The sequence below is a fragment of the Rubellimicrobium arenae genome (assembly GCF_017916275.1).
GTDB lineage: Bacteria > Pseudomonadota > Alphaproteobacteria > Rhodobacterales > Rhodobacteraceae > Rubellimicrobium > Rubellimicrobium arenae.
Genome location: NZ_JAFMST010000008.1, coordinates 24,824 through 49,804, shown reverse-complemented (window position 1 = coordinate 49,804; position 24,981 = coordinate 24,824). Strand labels below are relative to the sequence as shown.

28 protein-coding genes are annotated in these 24,981 nt (G+C 71.2%); 14 read left to right on the top strand and 14 right to left on the bottom strand.

Annotation, left to right across the window (positions count from 1 at the left end):
* Nucleotides 1-2: 2 nt before the first annotated feature.
* The 6 genes from rimM to ffh all read right to left on the bottom strand — a co-directional run bounded on the left by rimM (nucleotide 3) and on the right by ffh (nucleotide 3,976).
* Nucleotides 3-506, bottom strand: a complete 504-nt coding sequence (gene rimM, locus J3P31_RS13705; protein ID WP_210529046.1) for a ribosome maturation factor RimM — start codon at nucleotides 504-506, stop codon at nucleotides 3-5.
* A 9-nt stretch (nucleotides 507-515) separates the two neighbouring features.
* Nucleotides 516-863, bottom strand: coding sequence for a 30S ribosomal protein S16 (gene rpsP, locus J3P31_RS13700; RefSeq protein ID WP_210529045.1), 348 nt, complete (start codon nucleotides 861-863; stop codon nucleotides 516-518).
* A gap of 21 nt (nucleotides 864-884) precedes the next feature.
* Nucleotides 885-1,187 carry a chorismate mutase gene (locus tag J3P31_RS13695; RefSeq protein WP_210529044.1) on the bottom strand — a complete coding sequence of 101 codons (303 nt, stop codon included), beginning with the start codon at nucleotides 1,185-1,187 and terminating at the stop codon, nucleotides 885-887.
* Nucleotides 1,184-1,774, bottom strand: coding sequence for a GNAT family N-acetyltransferase (locus J3P31_RS13690; protein WP_368373085.1), 591 nt, complete (start codon nucleotides 1,772-1,774; stop codon nucleotides 1,184-1,186). The genes J3P31_RS13695 and J3P31_RS13690 overlap by 4 nt, the downstream gene beginning before the upstream one ends.
* On the bottom strand, nucleotides 1,771-2,283 hold the full coding sequence (locus J3P31_RS13685) for a GNAT family N-acetyltransferase (RefSeq protein ID WP_210529043.1): 513 nt from the start codon (nucleotides 2,281-2,283) through the stop codon (nucleotides 1,771-1,773). The genes J3P31_RS13690 and J3P31_RS13685 overlap by 4 nt, the downstream gene beginning before the upstream one ends.
* A 175-nt stretch (nucleotides 2,284-2,458) precedes the next feature.
* Entirely contained in the window at nucleotides 2,459-3,976 is a 1,518-nt protein-coding gene (gene ffh / locus J3P31_RS13680) for a signal recognition particle protein (protein ID WP_210529042.1), read from the bottom strand.
* Between the two features lie 233 nt (nucleotides 3,977-4,209).
* Between ffh and J3P31_RS13675 the strand changes: the two genes are divergently transcribed.
* Together J3P31_RS13675 and J3P31_RS13670 are read left to right on the top strand one after the other, a co-directional pair.
* Nucleotides 4,210-5,091, top strand: a complete 882-nt coding sequence (locus J3P31_RS13675; RefSeq protein WP_210529041.1) for a LysR family transcriptional regulator — start codon at nucleotides 4,210-4,212, stop codon at nucleotides 5,089-5,091.
* Nucleotides 5,092-5,096: 5 nt separating this feature from the next.
* Entirely contained in the window at nucleotides 5,097-6,020 is a 924-nt protein-coding gene (locus tag J3P31_RS13670; RefSeq protein ID WP_210529040.1) for a DMT family transporter, read from the top strand.
* On the opposite strand, the gene J3P31_RS21760 is transcribed toward J3P31_RS13670, so the two are convergent.
* Together J3P31_RS21760 and J3P31_RS13660 are read right to left on the bottom strand one after the other, a co-directional pair.
* Complete coding sequence (locus J3P31_RS21760; protein ID WP_210529039.1) at nucleotides 6,021-7,754, bottom strand: calcium-binding protein; 1,734 nt, start codon at nucleotides 7,752-7,754, stop codon at nucleotides 6,021-6,023.
* 175 nt (nucleotides 7,755-7,929) lie between these two features.
* Nucleotides 7,930-8,292 (bottom strand): ArsR/SmtB family transcription factor, encoded by a 363-nt coding sequence (locus J3P31_RS13660; protein ID WP_210529038.1) that lies wholly within the window; start codon nucleotides 8,290-8,292, stop codon nucleotides 7,930-7,932.
* Nucleotides 8,293-8,586: 294 nt separating this feature from the next.
* Between J3P31_RS13660 and J3P31_RS13655 the strand changes: the two genes are divergently transcribed.
* The 5 genes from J3P31_RS13655 to J3P31_RS13635 all read left to right on the top strand — a co-directional run bounded on the left by J3P31_RS13655 (nucleotide 8,587) and on the right by J3P31_RS13635 (nucleotide 11,156).
* Complete coding sequence (locus J3P31_RS13655) at nucleotides 8,587-8,940, top strand: AtpZ/AtpI family protein (RefSeq protein ID WP_210529037.1); 354 nt, start codon at nucleotides 8,587-8,589, stop codon at nucleotides 8,938-8,940.
* Entirely contained in the window at nucleotides 8,921-9,685 is a 765-nt protein-coding gene (locus J3P31_RS13650) for a F0F1 ATP synthase subunit A (protein ID WP_210529036.1), read from the top strand. The genes J3P31_RS13655 and J3P31_RS13650 overlap by 20 nt, the downstream gene beginning before the upstream one ends.
* Nucleotides 9,686-9,725: 40 nt before the next feature.
* Entirely contained in the window at nucleotides 9,726-9,962 is a 237-nt protein-coding gene (locus tag J3P31_RS13645) for a F0F1 ATP synthase subunit C (protein WP_139078458.1), read from the top strand.
* Nucleotides 9,963-10,036: 74 nt separating this feature from the next.
* The gene (locus J3P31_RS13640) at nucleotides 10,037-10,588 is read left to right on the top strand and encodes a F0F1 ATP synthase subunit B' (protein WP_210529035.1); all 552 of its coding nucleotides are present in this window, start codon (nucleotides 10,037-10,039) and stop codon (nucleotides 10,586-10,588) included.
* Between the two features lies 1 nt (nucleotide 10,589).
* Entirely contained in the window at nucleotides 10,590-11,156 is a 567-nt protein-coding gene (locus J3P31_RS13635) for a F0F1 ATP synthase subunit B family protein (protein WP_210529034.1), read from the top strand.
* 943 nt (nucleotides 11,157-12,099) lie between these two features.
* On the opposite strand, the gene J3P31_RS13630 is transcribed toward J3P31_RS13635, so the two are convergent.
* Together J3P31_RS13630 and J3P31_RS13625 are read right to left on the bottom strand one after the other, a co-directional pair.
* Nucleotides 12,100-12,753, bottom strand: a complete 654-nt coding sequence (locus tag J3P31_RS13630; protein ID WP_210529033.1) for a YiaD family glycine zipper/OmpA-like lipoprotein — start codon at nucleotides 12,751-12,753, stop codon at nucleotides 12,100-12,102.
* Nucleotides 12,754-12,861: 108 nt separating this feature from the next.
* On the bottom strand, nucleotides 12,862-13,728 hold the full coding sequence (locus J3P31_RS13625; RefSeq protein WP_438270299.1) for a methylated-DNA--[protein]-cysteine S-methyltransferase: 867 nt from the start codon (nucleotides 13,726-13,728) through the stop codon (nucleotides 12,862-12,864).
* Nucleotides 13,729-13,816: 88 nt separating this feature from the next.
* Between J3P31_RS13625 and nth the strand changes: the two genes are divergently transcribed.
* The 6 genes from nth to J3P31_RS13595 all read left to right on the top strand — a co-directional run bounded on the left by nth (nucleotide 13,817) and on the right by J3P31_RS13595 (nucleotide 19,983).
* On the top strand, nucleotides 13,817-14,461 hold the full coding sequence (gene nth, locus J3P31_RS13620) for an endonuclease III (protein ID WP_210529032.1): 645 nt from the start codon (nucleotides 13,817-13,819) through the stop codon (nucleotides 14,459-14,461).
* Nucleotides 14,458-15,444: an adenosine kinase gene (locus tag J3P31_RS13615; RefSeq protein WP_368373084.1), complete on the top strand. Its 987-nt coding sequence runs from the start codon at nucleotides 14,458-14,460 to the stop codon at nucleotides 15,442-15,444. Before nth ends, J3P31_RS13615 begins: the two co-directional genes overlap by 4 nt.
* Before the next feature lie 114 nt (nucleotides 15,445-15,558).
* Nucleotides 15,559-16,548: an SIS domain-containing protein gene (locus tag J3P31_RS13610; protein WP_210529031.1), complete on the top strand. Its 990-nt coding sequence runs from the start codon at nucleotides 15,559-15,561 to the stop codon at nucleotides 16,546-16,548.
* Complete coding sequence (locus J3P31_RS13605) at nucleotides 16,545-17,633, top strand: AgaS family sugar isomerase (protein WP_210529030.1); 1,089 nt, start codon at nucleotides 16,545-16,547, stop codon at nucleotides 17,631-17,633. Before J3P31_RS13610 ends, J3P31_RS13605 begins: the two co-directional genes overlap by 4 nt.
* Nucleotides 17,633-18,877, top strand: a complete 1,245-nt coding sequence (locus J3P31_RS13600) for a class II D-tagatose-bisphosphate aldolase non-catalytic subunit (RefSeq protein WP_210529029.1) — start codon at nucleotides 17,633-17,635, stop codon at nucleotides 18,875-18,877. Before J3P31_RS13605 ends, J3P31_RS13600 begins: the two co-directional genes overlap by 1 nt.
* Nucleotides 18,877-19,983 (top strand): N-acetylglucosamine-6-phosphate deacetylase, encoded by a 1,107-nt coding sequence (locus J3P31_RS13595; RefSeq protein WP_210529028.1) that lies wholly within the window; start codon nucleotides 18,877-18,879, stop codon nucleotides 19,981-19,983. Before J3P31_RS13600 ends, J3P31_RS13595 begins: the two co-directional genes overlap by 1 nt.
* On the opposite strand, the gene J3P31_RS13590 is transcribed toward J3P31_RS13595, so the two are convergent.
* The 4 genes from J3P31_RS13590 to J3P31_RS13575 all read right to left on the bottom strand — a co-directional run bounded on the left by J3P31_RS13590 (nucleotide 19,980) and on the right by J3P31_RS13575 (nucleotide 24,033).
* Nucleotides 19,980-20,759: an SDR family oxidoreductase gene (locus J3P31_RS13590; RefSeq protein ID WP_210529027.1), complete on the bottom strand. Its 780-nt coding sequence runs from the start codon at nucleotides 20,757-20,759 to the stop codon at nucleotides 19,980-19,982. The genes J3P31_RS13595 and J3P31_RS13590 overlap by 4 nt on opposite strands.
* Before the next feature lie 44 nt (nucleotides 20,760-20,803).
* Nucleotides 20,804-22,273: a mannitol dehydrogenase family protein gene (locus J3P31_RS13585; protein ID WP_210529026.1), complete on the bottom strand. Its 1,470-nt coding sequence runs from the start codon at nucleotides 22,271-22,273 to the stop codon at nucleotides 20,804-20,806.
* 108 nt (nucleotides 22,274-22,381) lie between these two features.
* On the bottom strand, nucleotides 22,382-23,200 hold the full coding sequence (locus J3P31_RS13580) for a sugar phosphate isomerase/epimerase family protein (RefSeq protein WP_210529025.1): 819 nt from the start codon (nucleotides 23,198-23,200) through the stop codon (nucleotides 22,382-22,384).
* Nucleotides 23,197-24,033, bottom strand: a complete 837-nt coding sequence (locus tag J3P31_RS13575; protein ID WP_210529024.1) for a phosphogluconate dehydrogenase C-terminal domain-containing protein — start codon at nucleotides 24,031-24,033, stop codon at nucleotides 23,197-23,199. The genes J3P31_RS13580 and J3P31_RS13575 overlap by 4 nt, the downstream gene beginning before the upstream one ends.
* A gap of 164 nt (nucleotides 24,034-24,197) precedes the next feature.
* Here J3P31_RS13575 and J3P31_RS13570 point away from each other — a divergent pair, with 164 nt between their 5' ends.
* On the top strand, nucleotides 24,198-24,911 hold the full coding sequence (locus tag J3P31_RS13570; RefSeq protein WP_210529023.1) for an FCD domain-containing protein: 714 nt from the start codon (nucleotides 24,198-24,200) through the stop codon (nucleotides 24,909-24,911).
* Nucleotides 24,912-24,981 lie beyond the last annotated feature (70 nt).

The window sequence follows — 24,981 nt, the reverse complement described above, 5'->3', positions numbered from 1 at the left end:
CCCTAGAACGCGCCCTCGGGCGGGTCGGCCACGATGCGGCCCGCCGCGATGTCCACCAAGGGCACGGCCGCCAGGGTGAACGGCAGCAGCACGGTGGCGCCGCCGGGACGGGCGATCTCCAGGATGTCGCCGGCGCCGTGGTTCAGAACGGCCCGTACGGTGCCCAGCCGCTGGCCGCCGGGGTCATGGACCGGCAGTCCGATCAGGTCGGCGTGGTAGAATTCGTCATCCGGCAGCGCGGGAAGCCGCGACCGGTCGGCCAGCAGGGACACGCCACGGAGCGCGTCGGCATCCTCCTTGGAGGAGATGCCCTCGATCCGGGCCGTCAGGGAACCCTGGGTCTGGCCGGTGATCTGGATGGCGGAAAAGACCCGCCCATCGGGGGTATGGAGAGGCGCGTAGCCCGCGATGTCGGCGGGCTCCGCGCAGAAGCTCTTCAGGCGCACCTCGCCGCGGACCCCGAAGGCCCCGGCGAGGCTGCCCACGACGATGCGATCGTCGCCCATGAGCCTGGATTACTCGGTCGCGGCGGCGCGGGCGGCCTTCTTCTCGGCGCGGTCCTTGGAGGCCTTGCCGGGCTCGCCCTTCTGGGGATTGCTGCGCTCGGCCTTGGGCAGGGCGCCGGCGGCTTCGAGCATGCGGGCCACGCGGTCGGTGGGCTGGGCGCCCTGGCTCAGCCAGTGCTGCACGCGCTCCATGTCCATCTTCACGCGCTCTTCGCTGTCCTTGGGCAGGAGGGGCGCGTAGGTGCCGAGCTTCTCGATGAAGCGGCCGTCGCGCGGGGCGCGCGAGTCGGCGGCGACGATCGAGTAGTAGGGGCGCTTCTTGGACCCGCCGCGGGCGAGCCGGATCTTCATGGCCATCTTGGATCTCCTTGGAATGGCTTAGGCTTGTTGGCGTTCGTGGTGCTTGATGACTTCCTGGATGATGAAGGCCAGGAACTTCTGGGCGAACTCGGGATCGAGATCGGCCTTCTCGGACAGTTCCACCAGGCGGGCGATCTGCTGCGCCTCCCGGCTGGGGTCCGAAGGGGGGAGCCCGTGCGCGGCCTTGAGCCGGCCCACGGCCTGCGTGTGCTTGAACCGCTCCGCAAGGGTGAACACCAGGATCGCGTCCAGGCGGTCGATGGATTCGCGGTGCTCCTTGAGGAGCTGGGAGGCGCGGAGGGTGGCGTCGGACTGGTTCATACGGCGGCCTCCGGACGGGGATGTCGATAGACGAGCGCGCCCTCGGACACGGTCCCGGCCAGCGCGGCCTCGGCCTCCGGGTCGCGCCGCGCGCCCAGCCGTTCGGCCAGGGCGACCGATCGGGCGTTGGGCGGGTCGATGTAGCTGACGAGCGAGGGCAGGCCGAGCGTCCAGCCGTGACGGCGGGCCGCGCGGGCGGCCTCCTCGGCGATGCCCTGGCCCTCGGCCATGGTCCGGAGGAAGAAGCCCAGCTCGGGCTCCTGGTCGCCAGGCTCGAAGCCCAGGAGAACGAAGCCCAGCGCCTCGCCGGAGGCCCTCGACTCGATGGTCCAGGCGCCGTGCCCGCGCAGGAGCCAGGCCCCCACGGCCGAGGCGAACTCCATGTAGGCCTCGTCCCGGTCGTAGGGCCCGCCCATGTGGACGGAACGCGGGCTGCACAGGATCTCGGCCCAGGCGGGGAAGTCGGCCAGCGTCGGCAGCCGAAGCCGCAGGCGCTCGGTCTCGATCGACGGGACCAGCGCCCCGAGCCGCGCGGCCAGGTCGGCGGCAGGGCCGGACCGGGGGATGCGTTCATGCGGCGGGATCACGCAAGGCCCTCCGGACGGGGGTGGCGATAGACCCGCACGGTCTTGCCCGGAGCCTCGGGCGCCTCCGCCTGCGGATCGAGCCGCGCGCCCAGCCGTTCGGCCAGCCGCGCCGACCGATCGTTGCCTTCGGCGATGTAGCTGACCACGGTCTCCCAGTTCAGCGCGGTCCAGATGTGGCGAAGCGCGCCTTCGGCCGCCTCGCGGGCGATCCCCTGGCCTTCGGCGCCCGCATCCAGCACCATCCAGCCGATCTCCCGCTCGGGCCAGTCCGGCGGGTTCCACGGGCCGACCAGGGCAATGGCGCGGTCGTCGCCCTTGCGGGTCACGGCGAACATGCCGAAGCCGAAGATGTCCCAATGGCCCAGCTCGGCCGCAAAGGACCGAAAGGACTTGCCCAGATTGCGGTGGCTGCCGAACTCGCTCGCGCGGTCCGACATCATGAAGTCGCGGAAAGCGTCCCAGTCCGCGGGGACAGGCCGACGGAGGAGAAGGCGCGGCGTTTCGATCATGCGGCCTCTCCCACCGGGGGGCGCGGGGTCGTGACCGCCTGGCCGGAGGCGCAGGCCTGCCTGCCCTCGGGCGCGGCGCCTGGGACGCGGGCGCGGCCCGGCGCCACGACGGCCGCGAACCGGGCCATCGTCGCCGGGCCGAGCGTCAGCCGCTCCGTATGGAGGGTGAGGCAGGTCACTTCTTCTTGCCGAATCCCGACAGGCCCTGCGGGAGCCCGCCGCCCTGACCCAGGCCCATCCCGCCGAAGCCCTTGGGAAGCTGCATCCCGCCCGGAAGCTGGGGCATCTTGCCCGAGGCCATCGCCTGCTGCGCGGCGGCCATGTCGGCCTCGGAGGGGCCGCCCTTGCCGAACATCTTCTGCACGGCCTGCTTGAGCATCCCGCCTTTGCCCATCGCGCCCAGCTTCTTCATCATGTCCGCCATCTGGCGGTGCTGCTTGAGCAGGCGGTTGAGCTCGGCCACGTCGAGCCCCGCGCCCGCCGCGATGCGCTTCTTGCGCGATGCCTGCAGGAGGTCGGGGTTCGCCCGCTCCTTCTTGGTCATCGAGTTGATGAGCGCGATCTGGTGGCGGATCATCTTGTCGTCGAGCCCGGCCTCGGCGGCCTGCTTCTGCATCTTGTTCATGCCGGGCATCATGCCCATCAGGGCCTCGACGCCACCCATCTTCTGCATCTGCTCGAGCTGCATCCGCAGGTCGTTCATGTTGAAAAGTCCCTTCTGGAACCGCTTCATCATGCGCTCGGCCTGCTCGGCCTCGAAGGTCTGCTGCGCCCGCTCCACCAGTGCGACGATGTCGCCCATGCCCAGGATGCGGCCGGCGATCCGCTCGGGGTCGAAGGTCTCGAGCGCGTCGAGCTTTTCGCCCAGGCCCACGAAGCGGATCGGCTTGCCGGTCACCTGGCGCATCGACAGGGCCGCGCCGCCGCGCCCGTCGCCATCCATCCGGGTCAGGACCACGCCCGACACGCCGATCTTGGCGTCGAACTCCTTGGCGACCTCGACGGCGACCTGCCCCGTGAGGCCGTCCACCACGAGCAGCGTCTCGCGCGGCTTGACCACGTCGCGGACGTCCGCGGCCTGCTGGATCAGCACCTCGTCGATGTGGAGCCGGCCCGCGGTGTCGAGCATGTAGACGTCGTAGCCGCCCAGCGCCGCCTGGGTCTTGGCGCGCCGCGCGATCGCCACCGGATCCTCGCCCGGAACGATGGGCAGGGTGTCCACGCCGATCTGCTGGCCAAGGATCGCCAGCTGTTCCATCGCCGCCGGGCGATTGGTGTCGAGCGAGGCCATCAGGACCTTCTTGCCCTCGCGCTCCTTGAGGCGGCGGGCCAGCTTGGCCGTGGTCGTGGTCTTGCCGCCGCCCTGGAGGCCGACCATCAGGATCGGCGCGGGCGGGCTGTCGATCTTGAGCGCGCCCGCGTCCGTGTCGCCGCCCAGCACGCGCACCAGCTCGTCATGGACGATCTTCACGACCTGCTGGCCGGGGGTGACCGACTTGGTGACCGCCTGGCCCGTGGCCTTCCGCTCGATGGCCTTCACGAAGTCCCGGGCGACGGGCAGCGACACGTCCGCCTCGAGAAGAGCGGTGCGCACCTCGCGCATGGCGGTCTGCACGTCGGCCTCGGTCAGCGCGCCCTGGCGCGTCAGCCGGTCGAAGACGCCGCCCAGGCGGTCGGACAGGTTCTCGAACATCGTCCACTCCTTTGTCCCAGGCCCCGAAGGTGGGGACAGGCGGCCCAAACCACAACGGCGCCCGCGGGCGCATCTGCGCTGGCGGACGGCGATCCCCCATGAAAGGGGGACCGGAAGGCACGATGCATTCCGGTGACGACCCGCGCATACGCGCGCCGCGCCCAGCCGTCAAGGGGACGCGGGGGAGTTGCCCTTCGCCGCGTCCCTTGCCACAAGACAGGGCAGGGGGTTCGATGACGAGCTGGGACGAGATCCGCACGGCATTCCAGGTGGCGCGGCTGGGCACCGTCTCGGCGGCGGCCGAGGCGCTGGGCGTCCACCACGCGACGGTCATCCGCCACGTCGACGCCCTGGAGCAGCGCCTGGGCGCCAAGCTCTTCCAGCGGCACGCACGCGGCTACACCCCGACCGAGGCGGGCCGCGACCTCCTGCGCGTCGCCGAGGAGGCCGAGGACCGCTTCGCCCAGCTTGTCGGGCGCATCCGCGACCAGGGCGGCGGCGTCAGCGGCGAGCTGGTCGTGACCTCGCTCGCCACCTTCTCGCCCTATGTCACGCCCGTCCTGGCCGAATTCCAGGCCGCCCATCCGGGCGTTGTCGTCCGCTACCTCGCCGACGGGCGGCTGTTCCGCCTCGAATACGGCGAGGCGCATGTCGCCATCCGGGCCGGGGTCGAGCAGCCGTCGCAGCCCGACAACGTGGTGCAGCCCTTCGTCCGGCTGCGGATCTCGCTCGTGGGATCCGAGGCCTACCTGGCGCGCCATGGCGTGCCCCGGACGCCCGAGGACTTTGCCCGGCACCAGTATGTCGGGCTCGACAACGTGGACGGGCGCGGCCCCTTCAATCGCTGGATCGCGGAACTGGCGCCCCGCGACCGGGTGACCTTCCGCGTGGCGCAGGACACGTCCCTGACCGACGCCATCGTGGCCGGGGCGGGGCTGGGCTTCGTGTCCGTGCTGGAACAGCGCGCCCATCCCGACCTGCGCGAGGTGCTTCCCCCGCGCGACGGCTGGACCGTGCCGCTTTGGCTCGTGACGCATGTGGACCTGCACCGCACGCCCAAGGTCCAGGCCATCCTCGCCCTCCTCAAGGAGCGGGCCAAGGGCTGGGACGCCTGAGCCGCATGGCCGTCCCCCCTGTCCCGGAGGCGCCCAGGGCGCGTGGCGTCCTCGGGTCCCAGGGGCAGGGGCATCTGGCGATGCTGGTGTTCTCGGCCCTGGTGGCCGGGTCCTTCTCGCTGGGCGCGCGCGTGGCCGATGCGGTGGATCCCGTCGCCTTCACGGCCCTCCGCTTCTGGGTCGCCGGACTGGTGATCGGGGCGGGCCTCGCGATGGGCGGCGGGATGAGGCGGCCGCGGGCCGTGTGGCGGCAGGGGCTTCTCGGCGTGCTCTACACGCTTTACTTCGTCCTCATGTTCGAGGGCCTGAAGACCGCTCCTCCGGTCAGCGCATCGGCGGTCTTCACCCTGACGCCGCTGATGGCGGCGGGCTTCGGCTGGTGGCTCCTGCGGCAGCGGTTCTCGGGGCGGATCGCGGCGGCGCTGGCGCTGGGCGGAGCCGGGGCGCTGTGGGTCATCTTCCGCGCGGACCTGGGCGCGCTCCTGGCGCTCGACCTCGGGCGGGGGGAGGCCATCTACTTCCTGGGCTGCGTGGCGCACGCGCTCTATACCCCGCTGGTGGCGCGCCTGAACCGGGGCGAGGGCGCGGCCGAATTCTCGCTGGGCGTGGTGCTCGCCGGGGCGATCCTCCTCACCGCGCTGGGGCTGCCCCGCATCCTGGCCACCGACTGGGCGGCGCTGCCCGCGCTGGTCTGGGTCACGCTCCTTTATGTGGCCGTCTTCGCGTCGGCGGCGACGATGGTGCTGCTCCAGTTCGCGGCCCTGCGGCTCCCCTCGTCCAAGGTGATGGCCTACACCTATCTCGTGCCCGCCTGGGTCCTCCTGTGGGAGGAAGCGCTGGGTGCGCCACCGCCGCCCGCGCTGGTCCTTCTGGGGGTCGCGATGACGGGGGCCGCGCTCCTTCTCCTGTTGCGGCCCGAACGGGGTTGATCAGTAGAAGCCCGTGTCGTTCGCCAGCTTGCCCGGGTCCGTCAGCCCCAGGATGGTGAGCACGTTGCCGTTCCCGAAATCGAAGACGGTATCGCCGTCGACGACGCGGGCCATCGCCACGAGGTCGGGGATGTCGTGGATGTCCGCGGGCACGATGGCGCCATCGAAGCCGATCATGTCCAGGTCGTCGGTGAAATCCTCGATGACGTCGCGGCCGCCCGAAAAGTCGAACCAGTCCCCGTCGGCCCCGCCCCGAAGACGGTCGTCGCCCGCGCCGCCGACCATCCAGTCGCGCCCGGTTCCGCCCGACAGGCTGTCGTCGCCCGCGCCGCCCTTGAGCCAGTCGTTGCCGTCGCGGCCGATCAGGCTGTCGTTCCCGGTCCCGGCGTAAAGCTCGTCCCACATCGCGCCGCCGTCGAGCAGGTCGTCGCCGGCCCCGCCATACAGCGAGTCCGTCCCATCGTCGCCGGCCAGGAGGTCGGTCCCGGTCCCTCCGCGGATGACGTCCGCATCCGACCCGCCGCGGAGGCTGTCGTCGCCCAGGCCGCCGCGGATCGTGTCGTCCCCCGTGCCGCCGTCGATCCGGTCGTCGTCCCCGTCCCCGGACAGGTCGTCGGACCCGTCCCCGCCCCGGATCACGTCGTTGCCGGCGTCCCCATGGACGGAATCGTAGTCCGAGCCCCCGAGGAGGAGGTCATCCCCGCCGTCCCCATGCAGCCAGTCCGCGCCCGTCCCGCCCAGGACGGTGTCGTTCCCCTCGCCCCCATGCAGGACGTCATGGTCGCCGCCACCCAGGAGGAGGTCGTCGCCTGCGCCGCCGAGGAATTGGTCATTCCCGGCGCCACCGCTCAGCCGGTCGTTTCCGGCGTCGCCGGTCAGGAGGTCGTCGCCGGTCCCGCCATAAAGGCTGTCGGGATCGTCCCCGCCCGACAGCGCGTCATCGCCGGACCCGCCGCGGAGGATGTCGGTCCCGCCCTCTCCGGACAGGGAGTCGGCCAGCCCGTTGCCATGGATGCGGTCGTCGCCCAACCCGCCCAGGATCGTGTCCTGGCCGGCATCGCCCGTGATGCTGTCGTCGCCCGAACCGCCGTTCAGGAGGTTGTCGCCCAGCCCGCCCTGGATGCGGTCGTTCCCCGAGCCCCCGTCGACGCTGTCGTTGCCCTCGTCGCCGCTCAGCCAGTCGTCGCCCTCGTCGCCCAGCAGCGTGTCCCGTCCGGGCCCGCCCTCGATGCGATCGGCGCCGAGCCCGCCGTTCAGGATGTCGTTGCCGGAGTGGCCAAGGAGGATGTCGTCCCCGTCCAGCGCCAGGTAGTTGTCGTCTCCCCTGCGGCCGTCGAAGCTGTCGGCCCCGCCCGTGCCCTCGAGTGGGGGCGCGTCGAGGATGGTGACCACGATCTCCCGGAAGGTGCGGCCGTCGGCGAAGCGGGTGCCGAACCCCGTGTAGACCCGCACGACGAGGGTCTCGGGGCCTTCGTTCCGTCCATCGTCGAAGGCGTAGATCGGCATCTCCTCGCGCCGGACGTAACCGTCGGGCGAGCTGCTGTTCGTCAGCACGCCCACCTCGTCGAAGACGACGTCGGACAGGCTGGCGGTCAGGCCCGAGGTGTAGGTGTCGAAGCTGTCGGAGCCGTCGGCGCTTCCGGGGATGCCCGTCGACGTGAACACGAGCTTGCTCTGCCGCCCCTCGACCACCGTGAAGTGGTCCGGCGAGGTGACCTTGAGGATGTATGCCACGTCGATCTCTCCCGAGCGCGGGACCTGGCCCCGCCCCGGGGCTCAACTCCTGCGTGCGCCACGGATTCCCGATCGCCTGAGGAATGGAAAGGGCGGCCCCAAGGGGGGTCACCGAAGCGGGCCGTCCTGTGGCTTCCCGATGACGTTCAGGCCGGTCGGCGCGGCCACGGTCAGGTCAGGTGGCCTGGACCTGCGGGCTCTCGGGCTCCGGCTCCTCCTCGGTCAGCTCACGTTCGAGGAACCGTTCGAAGGCATCGAGGTCCAGCGCTTCCATCATCCCGAACCCCGCCATCCAGGTGCTTGCTTCGCGCAGGGCGTCGGGCTCGAGCCGGCACCAGGTGATGCGTCCGCGCTTCTCCTGGCTGATCAGCCCGGCCTCCGCCAGGACCTGTAGATGCTTCGACACGGCGGCCAGCGAGACGGGGAAGGCGCTGGCCACGTCGCTGACCGCCATGTCGTCCTCCAGCAGCATGGACAGGATCGCCCGGCGCGTGGGATCGGCCAGCGCTGCGAAGACGGTGTCGAGGTTGGGCATCATGGGACGACTAACCGGCCCGCGCCGGCGGGCGTCAAGAGGGCAGCCGGCCCGGTGGCCAGTGTCCACGCGGGCGTGAAAGGGCGGGTGTCCCGCGCAGCCGGGCCGTCCAGGCGCGGCCTCCCGCTCCCTCCACCCGATGCTCAACCGACAGGTTGAACGACGCGGGGCGCCGACGAAATGCCTGCCTGCCGCCACTTTGCAAGGAAAACAACGAGTTGGCTGCCGGGGCTTCTGCTTGACTCCGTGGGCTGGGTCGCCTAGCACCCCACCGACCTTCCGGAGGGGGGCAGGCCCATGTCCGATCCCGACGACCGTTCCCACGATGCGCGCCTGGACGCGCTGGAGGAGCGGCTCGCCAAGGCTCGGGGCGCGCCGGCGAAGCCCCATACGGAGGAGCACTACTCGCAGGCGAACCTCGCCTGGCGAATGGTGATCGAGCTTGTGGCCGGTCTGATGATCGGCGCCGGCATCGGGTACGGGATCGACACCCTGGCGGGGACGATGCCGATCTTCCTGGTGCTGTTTCTGTTTTTGGGCCTCGCGGCCGGCGTCAAGACGATGCTCCGCTCGGCCAAGGAAGTGCAACTGAAGCGTGAGGCCGAGGTGGCCCGCGGCAAGGAGGGCCAGGATGGAAGAAACGGCACATGAAGCAGTTGGCCTGACGTTCCATCCGCTCGACCAGTTCCGGCTCACCCCGCTCTTCGGCGGCGGCGGAGAGGACTACAACCCGGCCTTCTTCTCGCTTACCAACGCCACGCTCTGGATGGGGCTGGCGGTGCTGGCCATCTTCCTCCTGTTCGTGTTCTCGACCCGTTCGCGCTCGATCGTCCCGACCCGGGCGCAATCCGTGGCCGAGCTGATCTACTCCTTCATCCGCAAGATGGTGGACGACGTCGCGGGCCATGACGCCGGCCGCTTCTTCCCGCTGATCATGACGCTGTTCCTGTTCATCCTGTTCACGAACTTCTTCGGGCTTCTGCCGATGTCCTTCACCGCGACCTCGCACATCGCGGTCACGGCCGTCCTGGGCTTCGGCGTGTTCATCTTCGTGACGGTCCTGGGCTTCGTGCTGAACGGCAAGAAGTTCCTGGGCCTGTTCTGGATGACCGACGCGCCCCTGTTCCTGCGCCCGATCATCGCGGTGATCGAGCTCATCTCCTACTTCGTCCGCCCGGTCAGCCACTCCATCCGTCTTGCCGGCAACATCATGGCGGGCCACACCGTGATCAAGGTCTTCGCGGGCTTTGCCCAGGTGGCCGCGATCAGCCCCTTCGCGATCCTCGGCGTCGCCGCCATCTACGGGATCGAGATCCTCGTGGCCGGGATCCAGGCCTACGTCTTCACCATCCTCACCTGCGTGTACCTCAAGGACGCGCTGCATCCGGGCCACTGACGGCATCCGGACCAACCCTTCCCACTCAAGGAGAACGATCATGGAAGGCAATATCGGCGAACTCGGCCAGTTCATGGGCGCTGGCCTCGCGGCCATCGGCTCGGGCATCGCGGCCGTCGGGGTGGGCAACGTGGCCGCCAACTACCTGGGCGGCGCCCTGCGCAACCCGTCCGCAGCCGCTTCGCAGACCGCGACGCTGTTCATCGGCCTCGCCTTCGCCGAAGCCCTCGGCATCTTCGCCTTCCTCGTGGCGCTGCTCCTGCTGTTCGCAGTCTGATCCGCGAACTCCAGACCTGAGCGGCGGCGGGGTCCATATCCCGCCGCCTTCGCTTGTGCCACGAGGAGCTTTCGATGGAGCATGACGCCCACGACGCCGCAGCCGAGCTCACGCACGGCACGGCGGTTCCGGCCGAGGGACCGATTCCCCTCCTGCAGCCGGCCTATTTCGACAACCTGATCTTCTGGGCCGTAATCGCGCTGGTCGCGATCTACTTCATCCTGACCCGGATGGCCCTGCCGCGCATCGGCTCCACCATCGCGACCCGCGAAGGCACGATCAACAGCGACCTCGCCGCCGCCGAAACCCTCCGGGCGCAGGCCCGCGACGCGCAGGCCGCCTATGACAAGGCCGTGGCCGACGCCCGCGCCGAAGCGAACCGCATAGCCCAGGCGACCCGCGCCCAGATCCAGGCCGAGCTCGACACCGCGCTGGCCCAAGCCGACGCGCAGATCGACGCCCGTGCCGCCGAAGGCGCCCGCGCCGTCGCCGGCATCCAGGCGCAGGCTCAGGCCAGCGTGGCCGAGGTGGCCCGCGACGCCGCCCGCGAGATCCTTCGCGTCATGGGCGCGCAGGTGGACGAGGTCGCCGTGGACCGCGCCGTGTCCCAGCGTGTGGGAGGCTGACATGAGAAAGCTCGCAACCGTCGTCGCGCTTCTCGCGGCCACGCCTGCGCTTGCGCAGGACCATGCGGAGTACGGGTTCTTCTCGCTCCATAACACGAACTTCATCGTGCTGCTGGCGTTCCTTCTGGTGCTGGCGATCATGATCTACGCCGGCGTACCCGGCAAGCTGTCGGCCCTGCTCGACCGCCGCGCGGACGGGATCCGCCGCGAGATCGCCGAAGCCCGCGCCCTGCGCGAAGAGGCGCAGCAGCTCGTCGCCTCCTTCGACCGCAAGCGCCAGGAGATGGCTGCCCAGGCCGAACGGATCGTGACCGACGCCCGCGCCGAGGCCGAGCGCGCCGCCGCCCAGGCCAAGGAGGACGCGGCCCGCGCCGTCCAGCGCCGCCTCGCCTCCGCCGAGGAGCAGATCGCGGCCGCCGAGGCCAAGGCGATCCGCGAAGTGCGCGACCGCGCGGTGACGGTGGCCGTCGCCGCCGCTCAGGAGGTGCTGGCCGCCCAGCTTACGCCGGCTGCCCGCGCCCAACTGATCGAGGAGTCGATCGGGACCGTGGCCGACCGCCTGCACTGACGCCATCCGGCGCCATATGCATCGGGCGCGGGCGGGATCGTGCTACGAGCCGCCCTGTCCCGGCGCATGGGTAGGGCAGGAGGAGTTTGATCTGCCAGCCTTGCCTTGCCATCTGGCCAACCCTAGCAAGATCATGGACGCGCCCGCCTGAGAGATCAGGCGGGCGTTCGTCTTGTCGAAAGCCGAGCCTACCGACAGGACACCGGCGCCCTCCTGCCACATCGGCAGCCTCGGCGATCCCGGCGCCGTGAGCCTCTGGCCGTCCTGCGCCTGCTCTCGCTGGACCCGCCCGACCGGTGCCGCGTAGCGCTTTTCCGGCGTCCCGAGGCGCTCGCTCGGGTCTTGGAGGAAGGCCAGCGGCTCGTGGCCGTCGCATTGCCAGGCAATCGCCACGGCGACGCTCGCCTCCGTCGGAGGCCGCGCCACGGCCTGCGTCGATCGCGACACCCGCGTCCCTGGGCCGATGCATCGGCGACGCCCTTCAGTCCGGGTGCCGCGTTCCGGAGACGGGCGCCCCGCTGGCCTGCAATGTGAACCGATCAGGGGACAGGTCGCCCAGGTCCGGCCGTGGGGGGCCACGGGATTCCTCCGGAGGGCACTGCTGCGCCCGGGCGATCCGAGGTGTCCAGCGGGCGCCGCGGTGGGCCGCAGGGTGCTGGCCCGGAGCAGGATGGTGCGGCCCGTCCGCCCCCGCACAACCCCAGGGTCATGGACCAGATCGGCGCTTGCTCCCTGCCATCTATGCGATCTCCGGGGCCGCGTCGGATCCCGAGGCAGCAGGGGCAAGCGTAAGTCGAGCGGAAGCTAGCGACCTGCTGCCGGACGATGCCCGATCCTGCTGCCCCTGCTCCATCCCAACCCGGCCGCGCAGGGCCGGGTCGCATGAAAAAGGCCGCAGGGATCACCCCTGCGGCCCTTCCTGTCATGGATCTGCGACCAGCGGTTACTGGTTCGGCGTGATGATGATCTCAACCCGCCGATTCTGCGCGCGGCCGGCGACCGTCTGGTTGGAGGCGATGGGCGCATCCTCGCCGCGGCCGATCGTGTTGACCCGGGCCGGGGACACGCCGCTGCCGATGAGAACCTGGGCCACGGCCTGGGCACGGCGCTCGGACAGGTCCTGGTTGTAGGCGGCGTCGCCGGTGTTGTCCGTATGGCCGACCACGTTGACGGTCGTGTTCGGGTAGTTGTTGAGCGAATTCGCCACCGCGCGGAGATCCTGCTGCGACTGCAGCGAAACCGAAGCCGAATCCGTGCCGAACAGAATGTCCTGGGGCAGCGTGACGATCAGCTGGTTGCCGGTGTTGGTCACGGTGCCGCTGCCGAGTTCGGCGCGCAGTTCCGCTTCCTGCCGGTCAAGGACGGCCCCGACGCCGGCGCCCGCCGCGCCCAGGACGGCGGCGCCGATGGCCGCGTTCCGCACCCGCTCTTCGGGGTTGTCGCCGGTGAGGGCGCCCGCCAGCGCGCCGATGCCCGCGCCGACGGCGGCGCCGTTGCGGGTCTGACTGACGTCCTGGCCGGGGGCCGGAGCCTGGCAGGCCGCAAGGGCCAGCACCGAGGCGGCCATGACCGAAAGGGTGAGTCGTTCGAATGCCATCTGTTCGTTCCTTCAAGATCGGGCGCAGCGACGCCCTGGCCCGGTCCGTATGACCGGAACCTCACTGATATGCGATAACGCCCGCCTGATAACTATGTTCCCGCTGGTCTAGGCGGCGCCCCGCTCAGGTTCGCCGGAGTCGGCGCGGGCCGCCTCCCAGGCCAGCATGGCGCGCTTGACCGGCAGGCCCCAGTGATAGCCGCCCAGGGCCCCGGTCGTCCGCAGCGCGCGATGGCAGGGAATGAGCCAGGACACCGGATTGCGTCCGACGGCCGTCCCCACGGCCCGCACGGCCTTGGGGTGCCCGATGGCCCGGGCGATCTCCCCATAGGTGGCCACGTGGCCCGGGGGGATCGTCAGGAGCGCCTCCCAGACCTTGATCTGGAACGGCGCTCCGACCAAGTGGAGCCGGGGCCGGCCGCCCCCGGCGAAGGCCGCCTCGACCCAGGGCCGGACCGCCTGCGGGTCCTCCGTGACGGCGGCGCCGGGCCAGCGGGCGGCCAGGTCGGCGCGCACGGCCGCCTCCCCCTGCTCGGCGGCGAAGCCCAGGCCGCAGAGCCCCTGGTCGGTCGCCATCGCCACGGCGGGGCCGAAGGGGGTCTCGAACCGGCCGGCGCGGATCGCGACGCCCTCGCCGCCGCGCGCGAACTCGCCCGGAGTCATGGCCTCCCACCGCACGAACAGGTCATGCAACCGCGACGGCCCCGACAGCCCCACCTCCTGCGCGACGTCCAGCACCGCCCGGCGGTCGCGCAGCAGCGCCTTGGCGTGCCCCAGCGCGAGATACTGCTGGTAGCGCTTGGGGGACACGCCGGCCCAGGCCGAGAACAGCCGCTGGAAATGCCCGGGGCTCATGTGCATCGCCGCCGCGATCTCCTCGAGGCTCATCGGCTGCTCGGCACGGTCGATCAGGTCGATCGCGCGGCGCATGACGTCGTAATGGTAGCTGCTCTGGTCCATGGCATGGCCGTCCATCTGGTGGCGTCCCGGACTGTAGGGGAGGGGCCCCCGGCCCGCGACCCGGAACTTGCGGGTTGCGACCGGGGCGGGCATACCCGTCGCGATGTCCCGCCAACTCAGCTACTCCGAGCAGATCGAGGTCTTCCGGCGCTTCCGCGCCGCCAACCCCCTTCCCAAGGGCGAGCTGGAGCACCTCAACGCCTTTACCCTCCTGGTGGCCGTGGCGCTTTCGGCGCAGGCGACCGACGCCAGCGTGAACAAGGCCACCCGCGACCTGTTCCCGATCGCCGACACGCCCGAGAAGATGCTGGCCCTGGGCGAGGAGGGGCTGATCCCCCACATCCGCACGATCGGCCTTTACCGCAACAAGGCCAAGAACGTAATCGCCCTGTCCCGCCTCCTCGTGGAGCGGCACGGGGGCGAGGTGCCCTCCTCCCGCGCCGCCCTCGAGGCGCTGCCGGGCGTCGGGCGCAAGACCGCCAACGTGGTCCTGAACATGTGGTGGGGCTTTCCGTCCCAGCCGGTGGACACGCATGTCTTCCGGGTCTCCAACCGGGTCGGCGTGGCCCTGGGCGCAGATGTCGTCGCCGTGGAGCGCGCGCTCGAGAACCACGTTCCCGTCGAATACCAGCAGCTTTCGCACCATTGGCTGATCCTGCATGGCCGCTACACCTGCGTGGCGCGCAAGCCCAGGTGCCCGGACTGCCTGATCCGCGACCTTTGCACCTTCGAGGAGAAGACCACGTGACCGACCGCTACCACGTCATCGGCATCGGGAATGCCATCGTGGACGTCTTCTCGGAAACCGACGACGCCTTTCTCGACCGCATGAAGATCGAAAAGGGCATCATGCAGCTCATCGAGCGGGACCGGGCCGAGGAGCTCTACACCGCCATGGGGCGGCCCCGGCAGGTTCCCGGCGGGTCGGTCGCCAACACGATGGCGGGCCTGGGCAACCTGGGGCTGCGCACGGCCTTCATCGGGCGGGTCAAGGACGACCCGCTGGGCCGCTTCTACGCCGAATCCTTCGCCGCCGAGGGCAGCCATTTCCCGAACCCGCCGGTCGCGGGCGCGGACCTCCCGACCTCCCGGTCGATGATCTTCGTGTCCCCGGACGGGGAAAGGTCGATGAACACCTATCTCGGCATCTCGTCCGAACTGTCGCCCGAGGACGTGCCCGAGGCGGTCTGCGCCCATGCCGACATCCTGTTCCTCGAAGGCTACCTGTACGACAAGCCCACCGGCAAGGACGCCTTCGAGACCGCCGCGCGGATCACGCACGGGGGCGGCGGGCAGGCGGGCATCGCGCTGTCGGACCCGTTCTGCGTCGACCGGCACCGGACGGATTTCCGTCGCCTCGTGCGCGACCTCGACTATGTGATCGGCAACCAGCACGAATGGGAATCGCTCTACCAGTGCAACCTCGACGACGCGCTCCGCATGGCGGCCCAGGACTGCGGCCTCGTGGTCTGCACCCGTTCGGGCGACGAGGTCATCCTCCTGCGCGGCGAGGAGCGGGCCACCATCCCCGTCCATCGTGTCGTGCCCGTGGATGCGACGGGCGCGGGCGACCTCTTCGCCGCGGGATTCCTGTACGGCCTCGCGACGGGGCAGGGGCTCGAGACCGCGGGCCGGATGGGCTGCGTCGCCGCGACCGAGGTCATCTCGCATTTCGGCGCGCGGCCCGAGGCGGATCTCCGGGACCTGTTCCGGCAGGCCGGCCTGGTGTGACGGGGCGTTGCGCGGCGGCTGGGCCGACCGCGCGGCGCCGTCGGACTTTCCTAAGCCGCGCGGCTGCATAAGGATGGCACGACGCGCCCCATTCCCAACTGCAAGGACCCGCCCATGACCGCCGGCAACCAGATGGCCGCCGAGATCGCCGAAGCTCCCGACGCCTTCCTGCGGGCGGTCCGCCAGGACGCGCCGCCGCTCCCGTCCGGCTGGCGCGGCGCCTACACCATCGCGCGCGGCTCCTCGGACGCCGCGGCCCTGATCCTGGCCTACGAGATCATGCGCGAGGCGGGCCGCCCGGTCACCTCGCTGCCGCCCTCCGTGTTCTCGATCGGCCAGGGCGTCGCCCTCGATGACGCGCTCATCCTCCTCGTCTCCCAGTCGGGGGCCAGCGAGGATCTGATCCGCTCCGCCCAGGGCGCGCGGGCGCGCGGCGGCCATGTCGTCGCAATCACCAACGTCCCCGGCTCCCCGGTCGAAGCCGAGGCGCAGGCCTGCCTGCCCATCGGCGCCGGGCCCGAGCTGGCCGTCCCCGCCACCAAGACCGTCGTCGGCGCGGTCGGCGCGGGGCTGGCGCTCCTGTCCTCGCTCGTGCCCTCCTACGCGGCCCGGGCCCAGGCCTCCGCCGAGGTCGTGGCCCGGCTCGGCGGGCAGGCCCATCCGCATCTGACGTCCCTGCGGCACGCGCTCGAATCGGCCCAGAGCGTGTATGTCATCGGCCGGGACACCGGCTTCGGCGCGGCCCAGGAGATCGCGCTCAAGCTCAAGGAATGCTGCGCCCTCCACGCCGAGGCCTATTCCGCCTCCGAGGTCCTGCACGGCCCGCTCCAGCTTGCCACCGAAGGGCTGACGGTCCTCCTGCTCGATACCGGCGCGCCGGGGACCGCGGACAGCCTCGACGTCGCCGAGCAGCGCCTCGCCGATCAGGATGCGGTCGTGCATCGCGTGTCTCCCGCCGACGTGGGGGCCACGGACCTCACCCCGGCGGCGGCGGCGGCACTTCTCCTGTGCCTGCTTTATCCGGTGGTCCACGCCACGGCGCTGGCGCGGGGCCACGATCCCGACGCCCCCGAAACCCTGTCCAAGGTCACGCGCACGACATGAGCCTCCAAGCCACCGCGACCTGGCGCGAGATCCAGCAGCAGCCCGACCTTTGGGACACCTGGAGCCGCAGTTCCGCCCTGCGCGAGGCGCGGGACTGGATCGCCTCGCTGGCCGTCAAGGAGATCTGGTTCTGCGGGGCCGGAAGCTCGGCCTATATCGGCGACATCGTCGTCGCCGGGCTGGAGGGGGTGCTGAACCAGCGGCTCCGCGCCATTCCCACGACGGACCTCGTGAGCCGTCCGCAGCCCTACATGCCGACCAAGGCGCTGGTGATCCATTTCGGGCGCTCGGGCGATTCGGCCGAAAGCCTCGGTCTCCTCGACGTGCTCGACGTCCTTTCGCCCGAAACGCCGCGCCTGCATGTGACCTGCAATCCCCAGGGGACGCTGGCCACCCGCCCGCCCAAGGTCTGGCCCGATCCCAACATCCGCGAGTCGCCGTTCAAGGTCCTGGTCCTGCCCGAAGCCGCGCATGACGCGGGTTTCGCCATGACCTCGAGCTTCACGACGATGCTGCTGACCGCCCTTGCCCTCGTCGCGCCCGAGGGGCCCGGGCCCCTGGCCGGCCTGTCCCGGCAGCTGCGCGACCTCCTCCCCCTCTACGAGGCCGGCGTGGCGGCGGCCCGTACGCCGGAACGGATGGTGTTCCTCGGCACCGGCGGCCTGGCCTTCGCCGCCCGCGAAAGCGCGCTCAAGGTGATGGAGCTGGCGGCGGGCGCGATCCCCTGCCTCTGGGACTCGACCCTGGGCTTCCGCCACGGCCCCAAGAGCTTCGTGCAGGGCGCGACCGACATCGTCCTGTATCTTTCCCCCGAGCGGCATCCCTCCCGCTACGAGGCCGACCTGGCCGAGGAGCTCCGGGCGCAGTTCCCCGAGTCCCGGGTGACGACGGTCGGCCCGGGGGGCGACATCGACGTGCCCATGCCGGACGGGGCCGAGTGGGGGGCGGCGCTGGTCGTGCCCTTCGCGCAGATGCTGGCGGCGACGCTGTCGGACCGGCTCGGCTGCAAGGTGGACAACCCCTTCGAGGGCAAGAACACCCTGTCCCGCGTCGTGCAGGGCGTCCGGCTTCACAAGGTGACATGATGGACAGCATTCTTGGGGACGTGATCGCCCAAAGCCGGAGGGGGCGCCGCGCCGCCATCCCCTCGGTGTGCTCGGCCCATCCCGAGGTTCTCGAGGCGTCCCTGCGGCTGGCCCGCCAACTGGGCCGCGCCGTGGTGATCGAGGCCACCTCGAACCAGGTGAACCAGGACGGCGGCTACACCGGCCAGCAGCCCTCGGACTTCGTGGCCATGGTGCACGGGCTCGCGGACCGGATCGGGCTCGACCGGGATCAGATCGTGCTGGGCGGCGACCATCTCGGGCCGCAGGCCTGGCGGCACCTGCCGCCCGACCAGGCCATGGCCAAGGCCGACGCGATGATCCGGGCCTATGCGCGGGCGGGCTTCACCAAGATCCACCTGGATTGCTCGGAAGGCTGCGCCGGAGAGCCCGCCCAGCTGTCCGACGCCGAGACGGTCCCCCGCGCCGCCCTCCTGGCCCGCGCCGCCATCGAGACCGTGCCCGCCGAAACGCTCGTCTTCGTCGTCGGCACCGAGGTTCCCCCGCCGGGCGGCGCCCGGGTGGGCGAGCATGGGATCGCCCCCACCCAGCCGCAGGCGGCGCGCGCCACGCTCGACGCCCATATGGAGGCGTTCCGCAACCTGGGCCGCATCGGCGGGCTCGTGGTCCAGCCGGGGGTGGAGTTCGGGGCCATGGATATCCACCGCCTGCCCATGGACCGTGATCCCCGCCTGCGCGAGGCCGTGGCGCATCACGAGGGGGTCGTCCTCGAGGCGCACTCGACCGACTACCAGCATCCCGAGGTCTTTCCGCGCCTGGCCGAGCTCGGGTTCGCCTTCCAGAAGGTCGGCCCGGCCCTGACCTTCGCCTGGCGCGAGGCGGTCTACGCCCTGGACGGGCTGGCGCGCCTGGCCGGCTGGGGCGCGGGAACCCTGCCGGACACCATGGAGGCCCTGATGCTCTCCGACCCCCGCTACTGGGTCCGGCACCTGTCCGAGGACGCGGGCGACCTGCGCGTGCAACGGCATGTCTCCTATGCCGACCGCATCCGCTACTACTGGCCGCGCCCCGAAGCGCAGGCGGCTCTGACGCGGTTGCGGGAGGTCTTGTCGGGGCGGGTGCTTCCCGATCCCCTGCTGCTCCAGGGCGTTCCGCCCGCCATCCTCGACCGGGCCGAGACCATGTCGGACCTGCCCCGGGTCGAGGCCCTGATCCAGGCCCGCGTGCAGGAGGCCCTGGCGCCCTACTTCTTCGGAGACGCCTGATGTGGATCGCCCCCGCCCGCGTCTTCGACGGCGAACGGCTGCAGGACGGCCTCGCGCTGCGGCTTGACGGAAGCCGGGTGGCCGATGTGGCCCCGCTCGACCCGCGGATGGAGGCGCGGCCGGTGCCGGGCCTGCTCACGCCCGGCTATGTCGACCTGCAGGTGAACGGCGGGGGCGGGGTGCTCCTCAACGCCGATCCGACCCTGGAGGGGATGGAGGCCATCGCGGCGGCGCATCGACGGCTGGGAACGGTGGCCCTGCTCCCCACGCTCATCACCGACGCCCCCGAGGTGCTGGACCGCGCCGCCGAGGCTGCGATCGCGGCACGCGGGCGTCCCGGGATCCTGGGGCTGCACATCGAAGGGCCGCATATCTCGGTGGCGCGGCGGGGGACCCATGCCGCCCGCTTCATCCGTCCTTTGGACGATCGCAGCCTGGATGTCCTGCGCCGCCTGCGGGCCGAAGGGGTCACGGTCCTGATCACGCTGGCCCCCGAGGCCACGTCGCCCGGCCAGGTCGCGGCGCTTGCGGCCATGGGGGTGATCGTGTCGATCGGCCATTCCGACGCCAGTGCCGACCAGGCCCGCGCCGCCCTGGCCGAAGGAGCGGGAACCTTCACGCATCTTTTCAACGCCATGTCGCCCCTGACCCACCGGGCGCCCGGCGTCGTGGGGGCCGCCTTGGGGTCCTACGTCCCCGTGGGACTCATCTGCGACGGCATCCATGTGGTGGACGAGGTGCTGGCCCTGGCGCTCCGCGCGCGGCCCGCGCCGGACCTCTTCTACGCCGTGTCGGATGCCATGCCGACGGTCGGCGGCCCCGACCGCTTCCGGCTTTATGACATGGATCTGCGCGTCGAGGACGGAAAGCTGGTGAACCCCGAGGGCAACCTCGCCGGCGCGCATGTGACCATGGCCGAGAGCGTGGCCCGACTCGTGGCCCGGGTCGGCGTCGCGGCGGAGACGGCTCTGCGCATGGCGGTGACCGTGCCGGCGCGGCTGGTGGGGCGCCCCGATCTCGCGGCCATCGAGGGGCGGGACGCGGCGGACCTTTTCCTCCTCGACGAGACCTTCGCCGTGACCGGGCCCTTGGACCGGGCTCTCTAGGGCGCCCCCGGCACCCGCTGTTCCAGGTCGATCAGCGCCCCGGTCATCAGTCCCGAGGCGTCCGAGAGCAGGAAGATCGTCACCTGCGCCACCTCCTCGGGCGTCAGCAGGCGGCCCAGCGGCATCCCCGCCGCCGCCTGCGCCTCCCAGCCGTCGCCCTTGCCCAGGACCTGCGCCTGCATGACCTGTTCCCCCGGGGTCGAGGTCCAGCCCATCATGATCCCGTTCACGCGGATGCGGTCCCTGAGATGCGCATGGGCCGCGTTCCGGGTCAGGGTGGCGAGCGCGCCCTTGGTGGCCGAATAGACGGCCAGATCCGGGCCGCCGCAGTAGGCATTGACGGACAGGATGTTGACGATGACCCCCGGGGCGCAGCGGGCCAGCATGTCGCGGATGGCGCCCTGCATCAGGAAGAACGGCGCGCGGGCGTTCACCGCGAAGAGCCGCTCCCACAGCGCGGGATCGGCGTTCACCAGGTCGCCCCGGTCCGTCAGGGCGGCCGCGTTGACCAGCCCGTCGATCCGCCCGAAGCGGTCGAGCGCGGCGGCGATCACCTGCCCGGGGCTCTCGGGCCGAGCGAGATCCACCCCGAGGAAGGCCACCTCGGCCCCGCGCTCGCGCAGGGCTTTGGCCTGGGTCTCGCCCTTGGCCGGGTCGCGCCCCACGAGGAGGAGGCCTGCGGCTCCGCTCTGGGCGGCCAGATGCGCCGTGGCCCCGTCGATCCCCTGCGACCCTCCGGTGATGACGATCACGCGGCCATCCAGTCTCACGTCCATCGGCGCCATCCTCCTTCCGGTCGGGAACCCCTTGGTCCGCGAGGTCACCCGCCGCCCAGGACGCGCGCGAACTCGCCGTCCAGCAGGCCCCTGGCCCTCGCCGTGATGCGCCCGCGAAGCGCCTCGTCCCGGGACAGGTCAGACCCGAAGATGTCCTCGGAGGACAGAAGCGCTTGGGCGAGGTCGTCCACGTTCCGCGACCCCGCCAGCCGGGCCCAGACCGGATCGTCCGGCTCCCAGCGGTCGCGATGGGCGGGCAGGCCGGCGGCCAGGTAGGCCACCCAGGCGGCGACCCCGGCCTCGAGCCCGGGGCCCGGCTGCCCGCCCGCACGTCGTGCGCGGAGCGGATCGAGCAATCTCTGCCGGATCTTCCGGGACGTATCCGTCGCGATCTGATGGCAGCGGTGCCGGATGGCGGTGTTCCCGATGCGGCGGAGCGACTGGTCGAGGTAATCCTTGGACGATCCTCCGACCGCGTCGGGCAGATGCGGCAGCACCTCGCGGAGGATCGTCCCATGGACATACCCCAGCAGCACCGGGTTGCGGACCGCCTGATGGGAGAAGTCGTGCCCGGCCAGCGCGCCGAGCAGCGACAGGAGCGTCTGGGCGGCGTTGAGGACGCGCATCTTCAACGCTTCCTGCGGCGACAGGTCGGAGACGATCTGCGCCCCGACCGCCTCCCATTGGGGCCGTTCGGCGCGGAAGCTGTCCTCGATCACCCATTGACGGAAGGGCTCGGCCAGGACGGCGGCCTCGTCCCGCAGGCCAAGGCGGCGGTCGAGCCAGTCCCGATCCTCGGGGGTCAGGGCGGGAACGATGCGGTCCACCACCGTCGAGGGACAGGCCAGGTTGTCCTCGATCCAGGGCAGGAGATCCGGCGCCGTCGCGTCCGCCATCTCGCGCACCACGCCGGCCAGGATGCGTCCGTTGCCCGGCAGGTTGTCGCAGCTCACGAGGTTGATCGGGCCGCCGCCCTCGTCCCGGCGCGCCCGCAGCGCGGCGACCAGGAAGCCGGGCAGGGACCGCGGCCGGTCGAGGTCGCCGCGCAGGTCCGCCTGGATGTCGGGATGCCCCATGTCCAGCGCCCCGGTCGCGGGGACATGGCAATATCCCTTCTCGGTCACCGTGATCGTGACCGTCGTCACCTCCGGGGTGGACAGCCAGTCCAGGGCTCCGCCGGGATTGGCCTCGGCATCCACCACGCCCCGGATGGCCCCCATGAGCCGCGTCTCGGCCCCGTCGCCCTCGCGCAGCGTGCGCGTGTAGAACCCGTCCTGCGGCCCGAGGAGGTCGCGCAGGGCTGGCGGCTTCAGGTTGATCCCGACCAGGGCGGCGTCCCAGCCTCCCTGGAGCAGATCCTCGGCGTAATCGGCCTGATGTCCGCGATGGAAGGCGCCGGCGCCGATATGCACGGTCCGGATGCGCGTGGCGCCCCGCATCCAGTCCGGGCGGCGCACCCCGGCCGGGAGCCGGTCCAGTGTCGCCCCGCCCAGTCGTGGCAGACCCGAAGCCATGCAAGCGCCTCCCGGAATGATCCTCGCGCCCGTCGAGTTGTCGAATGGGGCCTCCCCCGAGTCAACGCCCTTGCGGGAGCATTCCCCCCGGTCCGCGCCGCCGGTCGGTCACGCGGCGGCCCAGGTCTCTAGGGACCGGCGCAGCGCCTCCTCGATGACCGGAACGGGCCGGGGTTCGGGCTGCCGCACCGGGTCGCCACGTCCGGGACGCCAAAGGCGGAGGGGCAGCTCGATCGCGAGCGGAAGGTCGGGCGCCAGCCGGGCGATGGTGCGCGCGACCTCCGGCCAGTCCACCAGTCCGGTCCCCAAAGGCACGAAGCGCCAGTCGGGCCCATCCGCCGCCACGTCCTTGAGATGTGCGTGGGCGGCATGGGGCAGGGCGGCGGACAGTCCGGGCTCGAGGCCGCCCGCATAGGTCAGGAGGTTGCCGACATCGAGGTTCAGCCTCAGGCGGGGGTGATCGAGCCGGGCGGCCAGCGCCGCGCCCTCCTCGCCGCGCCCGATCAGGTCCCCGGACCCATGGCCCGGGTTCTCGAGCGCGAGGATCAGGCCCGCATCGTCCAGGGCCGGAAGCGCCGCCTCCAGGCGCCGGAGGATGGCCTCGCGCCCGGCGGCCGGTCCGGCGTTGGTGATGAGGTGGCTTGCCCCGAGCTCGGCCGCAAAGCCGATCCGGCGGTCCAGCATCCGGCCGGCATCCGGCGCCGAAAGGTCCATATGCGCCGAGACGCCTTGCGGCCGCAGCCCCCGGTCGGACAGCAGCCGCGCCATCCGCGCCGCGGCGGCGGGCTGGAAATCCTCCTCGGTGAAGGCGACGTAGCCCTTGATGAAGGCGGGCTCGACGTGCTCCACCCCCAGCGCGGCAAGGCTGTCGAACGCGACCTCCCAAGGGTGCCCGTCGAAGGCCGCGGTGGAGACCGCCGGGGTCACCCGCGCGCGATGAGCTCGGAGGCTTCCTTGACCTTGGCCGGGCTCAGCGCCTCGCGCCAGTTCGGCTGGACGACCACGCCCTTGGCGAACCGCATGAGCCGGAGCGCCGCGTCCGACGGCACCTTGGGCGAGAAGCCGAACCACATTGAGGCCTCGACGTTGATGTGGCCGATCAGGAAGTCGAACGCCGCCTCGCGCGAGATGCCGTATTTGTCGACGCATTCGTCGATGGCCTCGGTCATGACGTCGATGAAGGGCATCGCGATCATCTCCGACAGGCCGGGCTCTAGGATGGCCAGCTGCTCGAGCGTGACGCGGTGGGTGCGGATGATGGGCGACCACATCGCCTCGCAGACCTCACGCCCGATGTCGTAATGCTCCTCGGGGCCTTGCATCAGGGCGACGACGATGGATTGCGGGGCCACGCCGCCATGGACGTCCCGCCGCTGGTCGGGGTCGTCGATCTCGTAGGCGTAAAGGGGCGGATGGCAGGGGTGGCCGACGACATAGCTGATGTCGTCCCGCGCGGGCAGGGCGCCCGCATAGGGCGCGGCGGCGTCGAGGATCACAACGATCGTGCCCGGGTCGAGCTGGGGGACGATCTCGTGGGCCACCGCGCCGATGGCCGAATCGGGGATGGCCAGCACCACCACCTCGGCCCCTTTGAGGGCGGCGTCACGCTCCAGCGCGTCGATCCCCGCGCCCCGGAGCCGTTCGCGGCCGGCCTCGCCGATCTCGACGGCGCGCAGACGATAGCCCGCGTCACGGATCTTCCGCGTCACGCGGAACCCCATCTTTCCCCCTGCGCCCAGGACGGCCACCGTTCGCGTCATCTCGATCCTCCCCCTGTCGGCGTTGCTGCGCAACTCATCATACCAGTAAAGGTGGACGGGCCGGCGGTCAATGCCGCAACGCACCGGCATCCCGGCTGGTATGACGAGAAGGGGTCGCCAATTCCCTGCGTCGGGATTAGGCTTGGCCCCAAAGGACCGACCGCATGACCCTGGACGCCGACCCCATCCGCCGCCGCAAGCTTTCCGACGAGGTTCGCGAGCGTCTGCTGGCCCAGATCAACGAAGGGGACCTGCGCCCGGGCGATCCCCTCCCCTCCGAGCGGGAGCTCATGGCGCTCTATGGGGTCGGGCGTCCGGCGATCCGGGAGGCCATGCAGCAACTCGCCTCGCTGGGCCTGATCGTGGTGCGCCACGGCGACCGGCCGCGCCTGGCGGCCCCCCGGCTCGATCTCCTGGCCGACCAGCTCGCCCTCACGATGCGTCACGTCCTGACCCACGACGAAAGCATCCTGGCCCAACTCAAGGAGGCGCGGATCGTCGTGGAAACGGGCACGGTCCGCCTTGCCGCCGAGCTGCGGACCGAGGCTGACCTGGAGAACCTGCGCGACATCCTCGCGCGACAGCGGCTCGCGCGGCATGAGCCGCCCGAGTTCACGGCCTGCGACGGCGAGTTCCATGCCGCGATCGCGGCGGTCAGCGGCAATGTCGTCCTGTCCTCGGTGGTCCGCGCGGTCTTTGGCTGGATGGCGCGGTTCCATGTCCATGCCGTTCGCAGCGCGGGCCTCGAGAAGCTCACCCTGGAGGAGCACGAGGCGATCTACGCCGCCATCGCCGCCCGCGACCCGGAGCGCGCGGCCGGGGCCATGCGGGACCACCTCACCCGGGCCAACGACCTTTACCGCCAGGACGGGGTCTGAAGCCCAAGGGTCATCATACCAGTTGCTTTGCGGTCGAACTGGTATAATGATCCGTTCAGCAGGGAAGGGG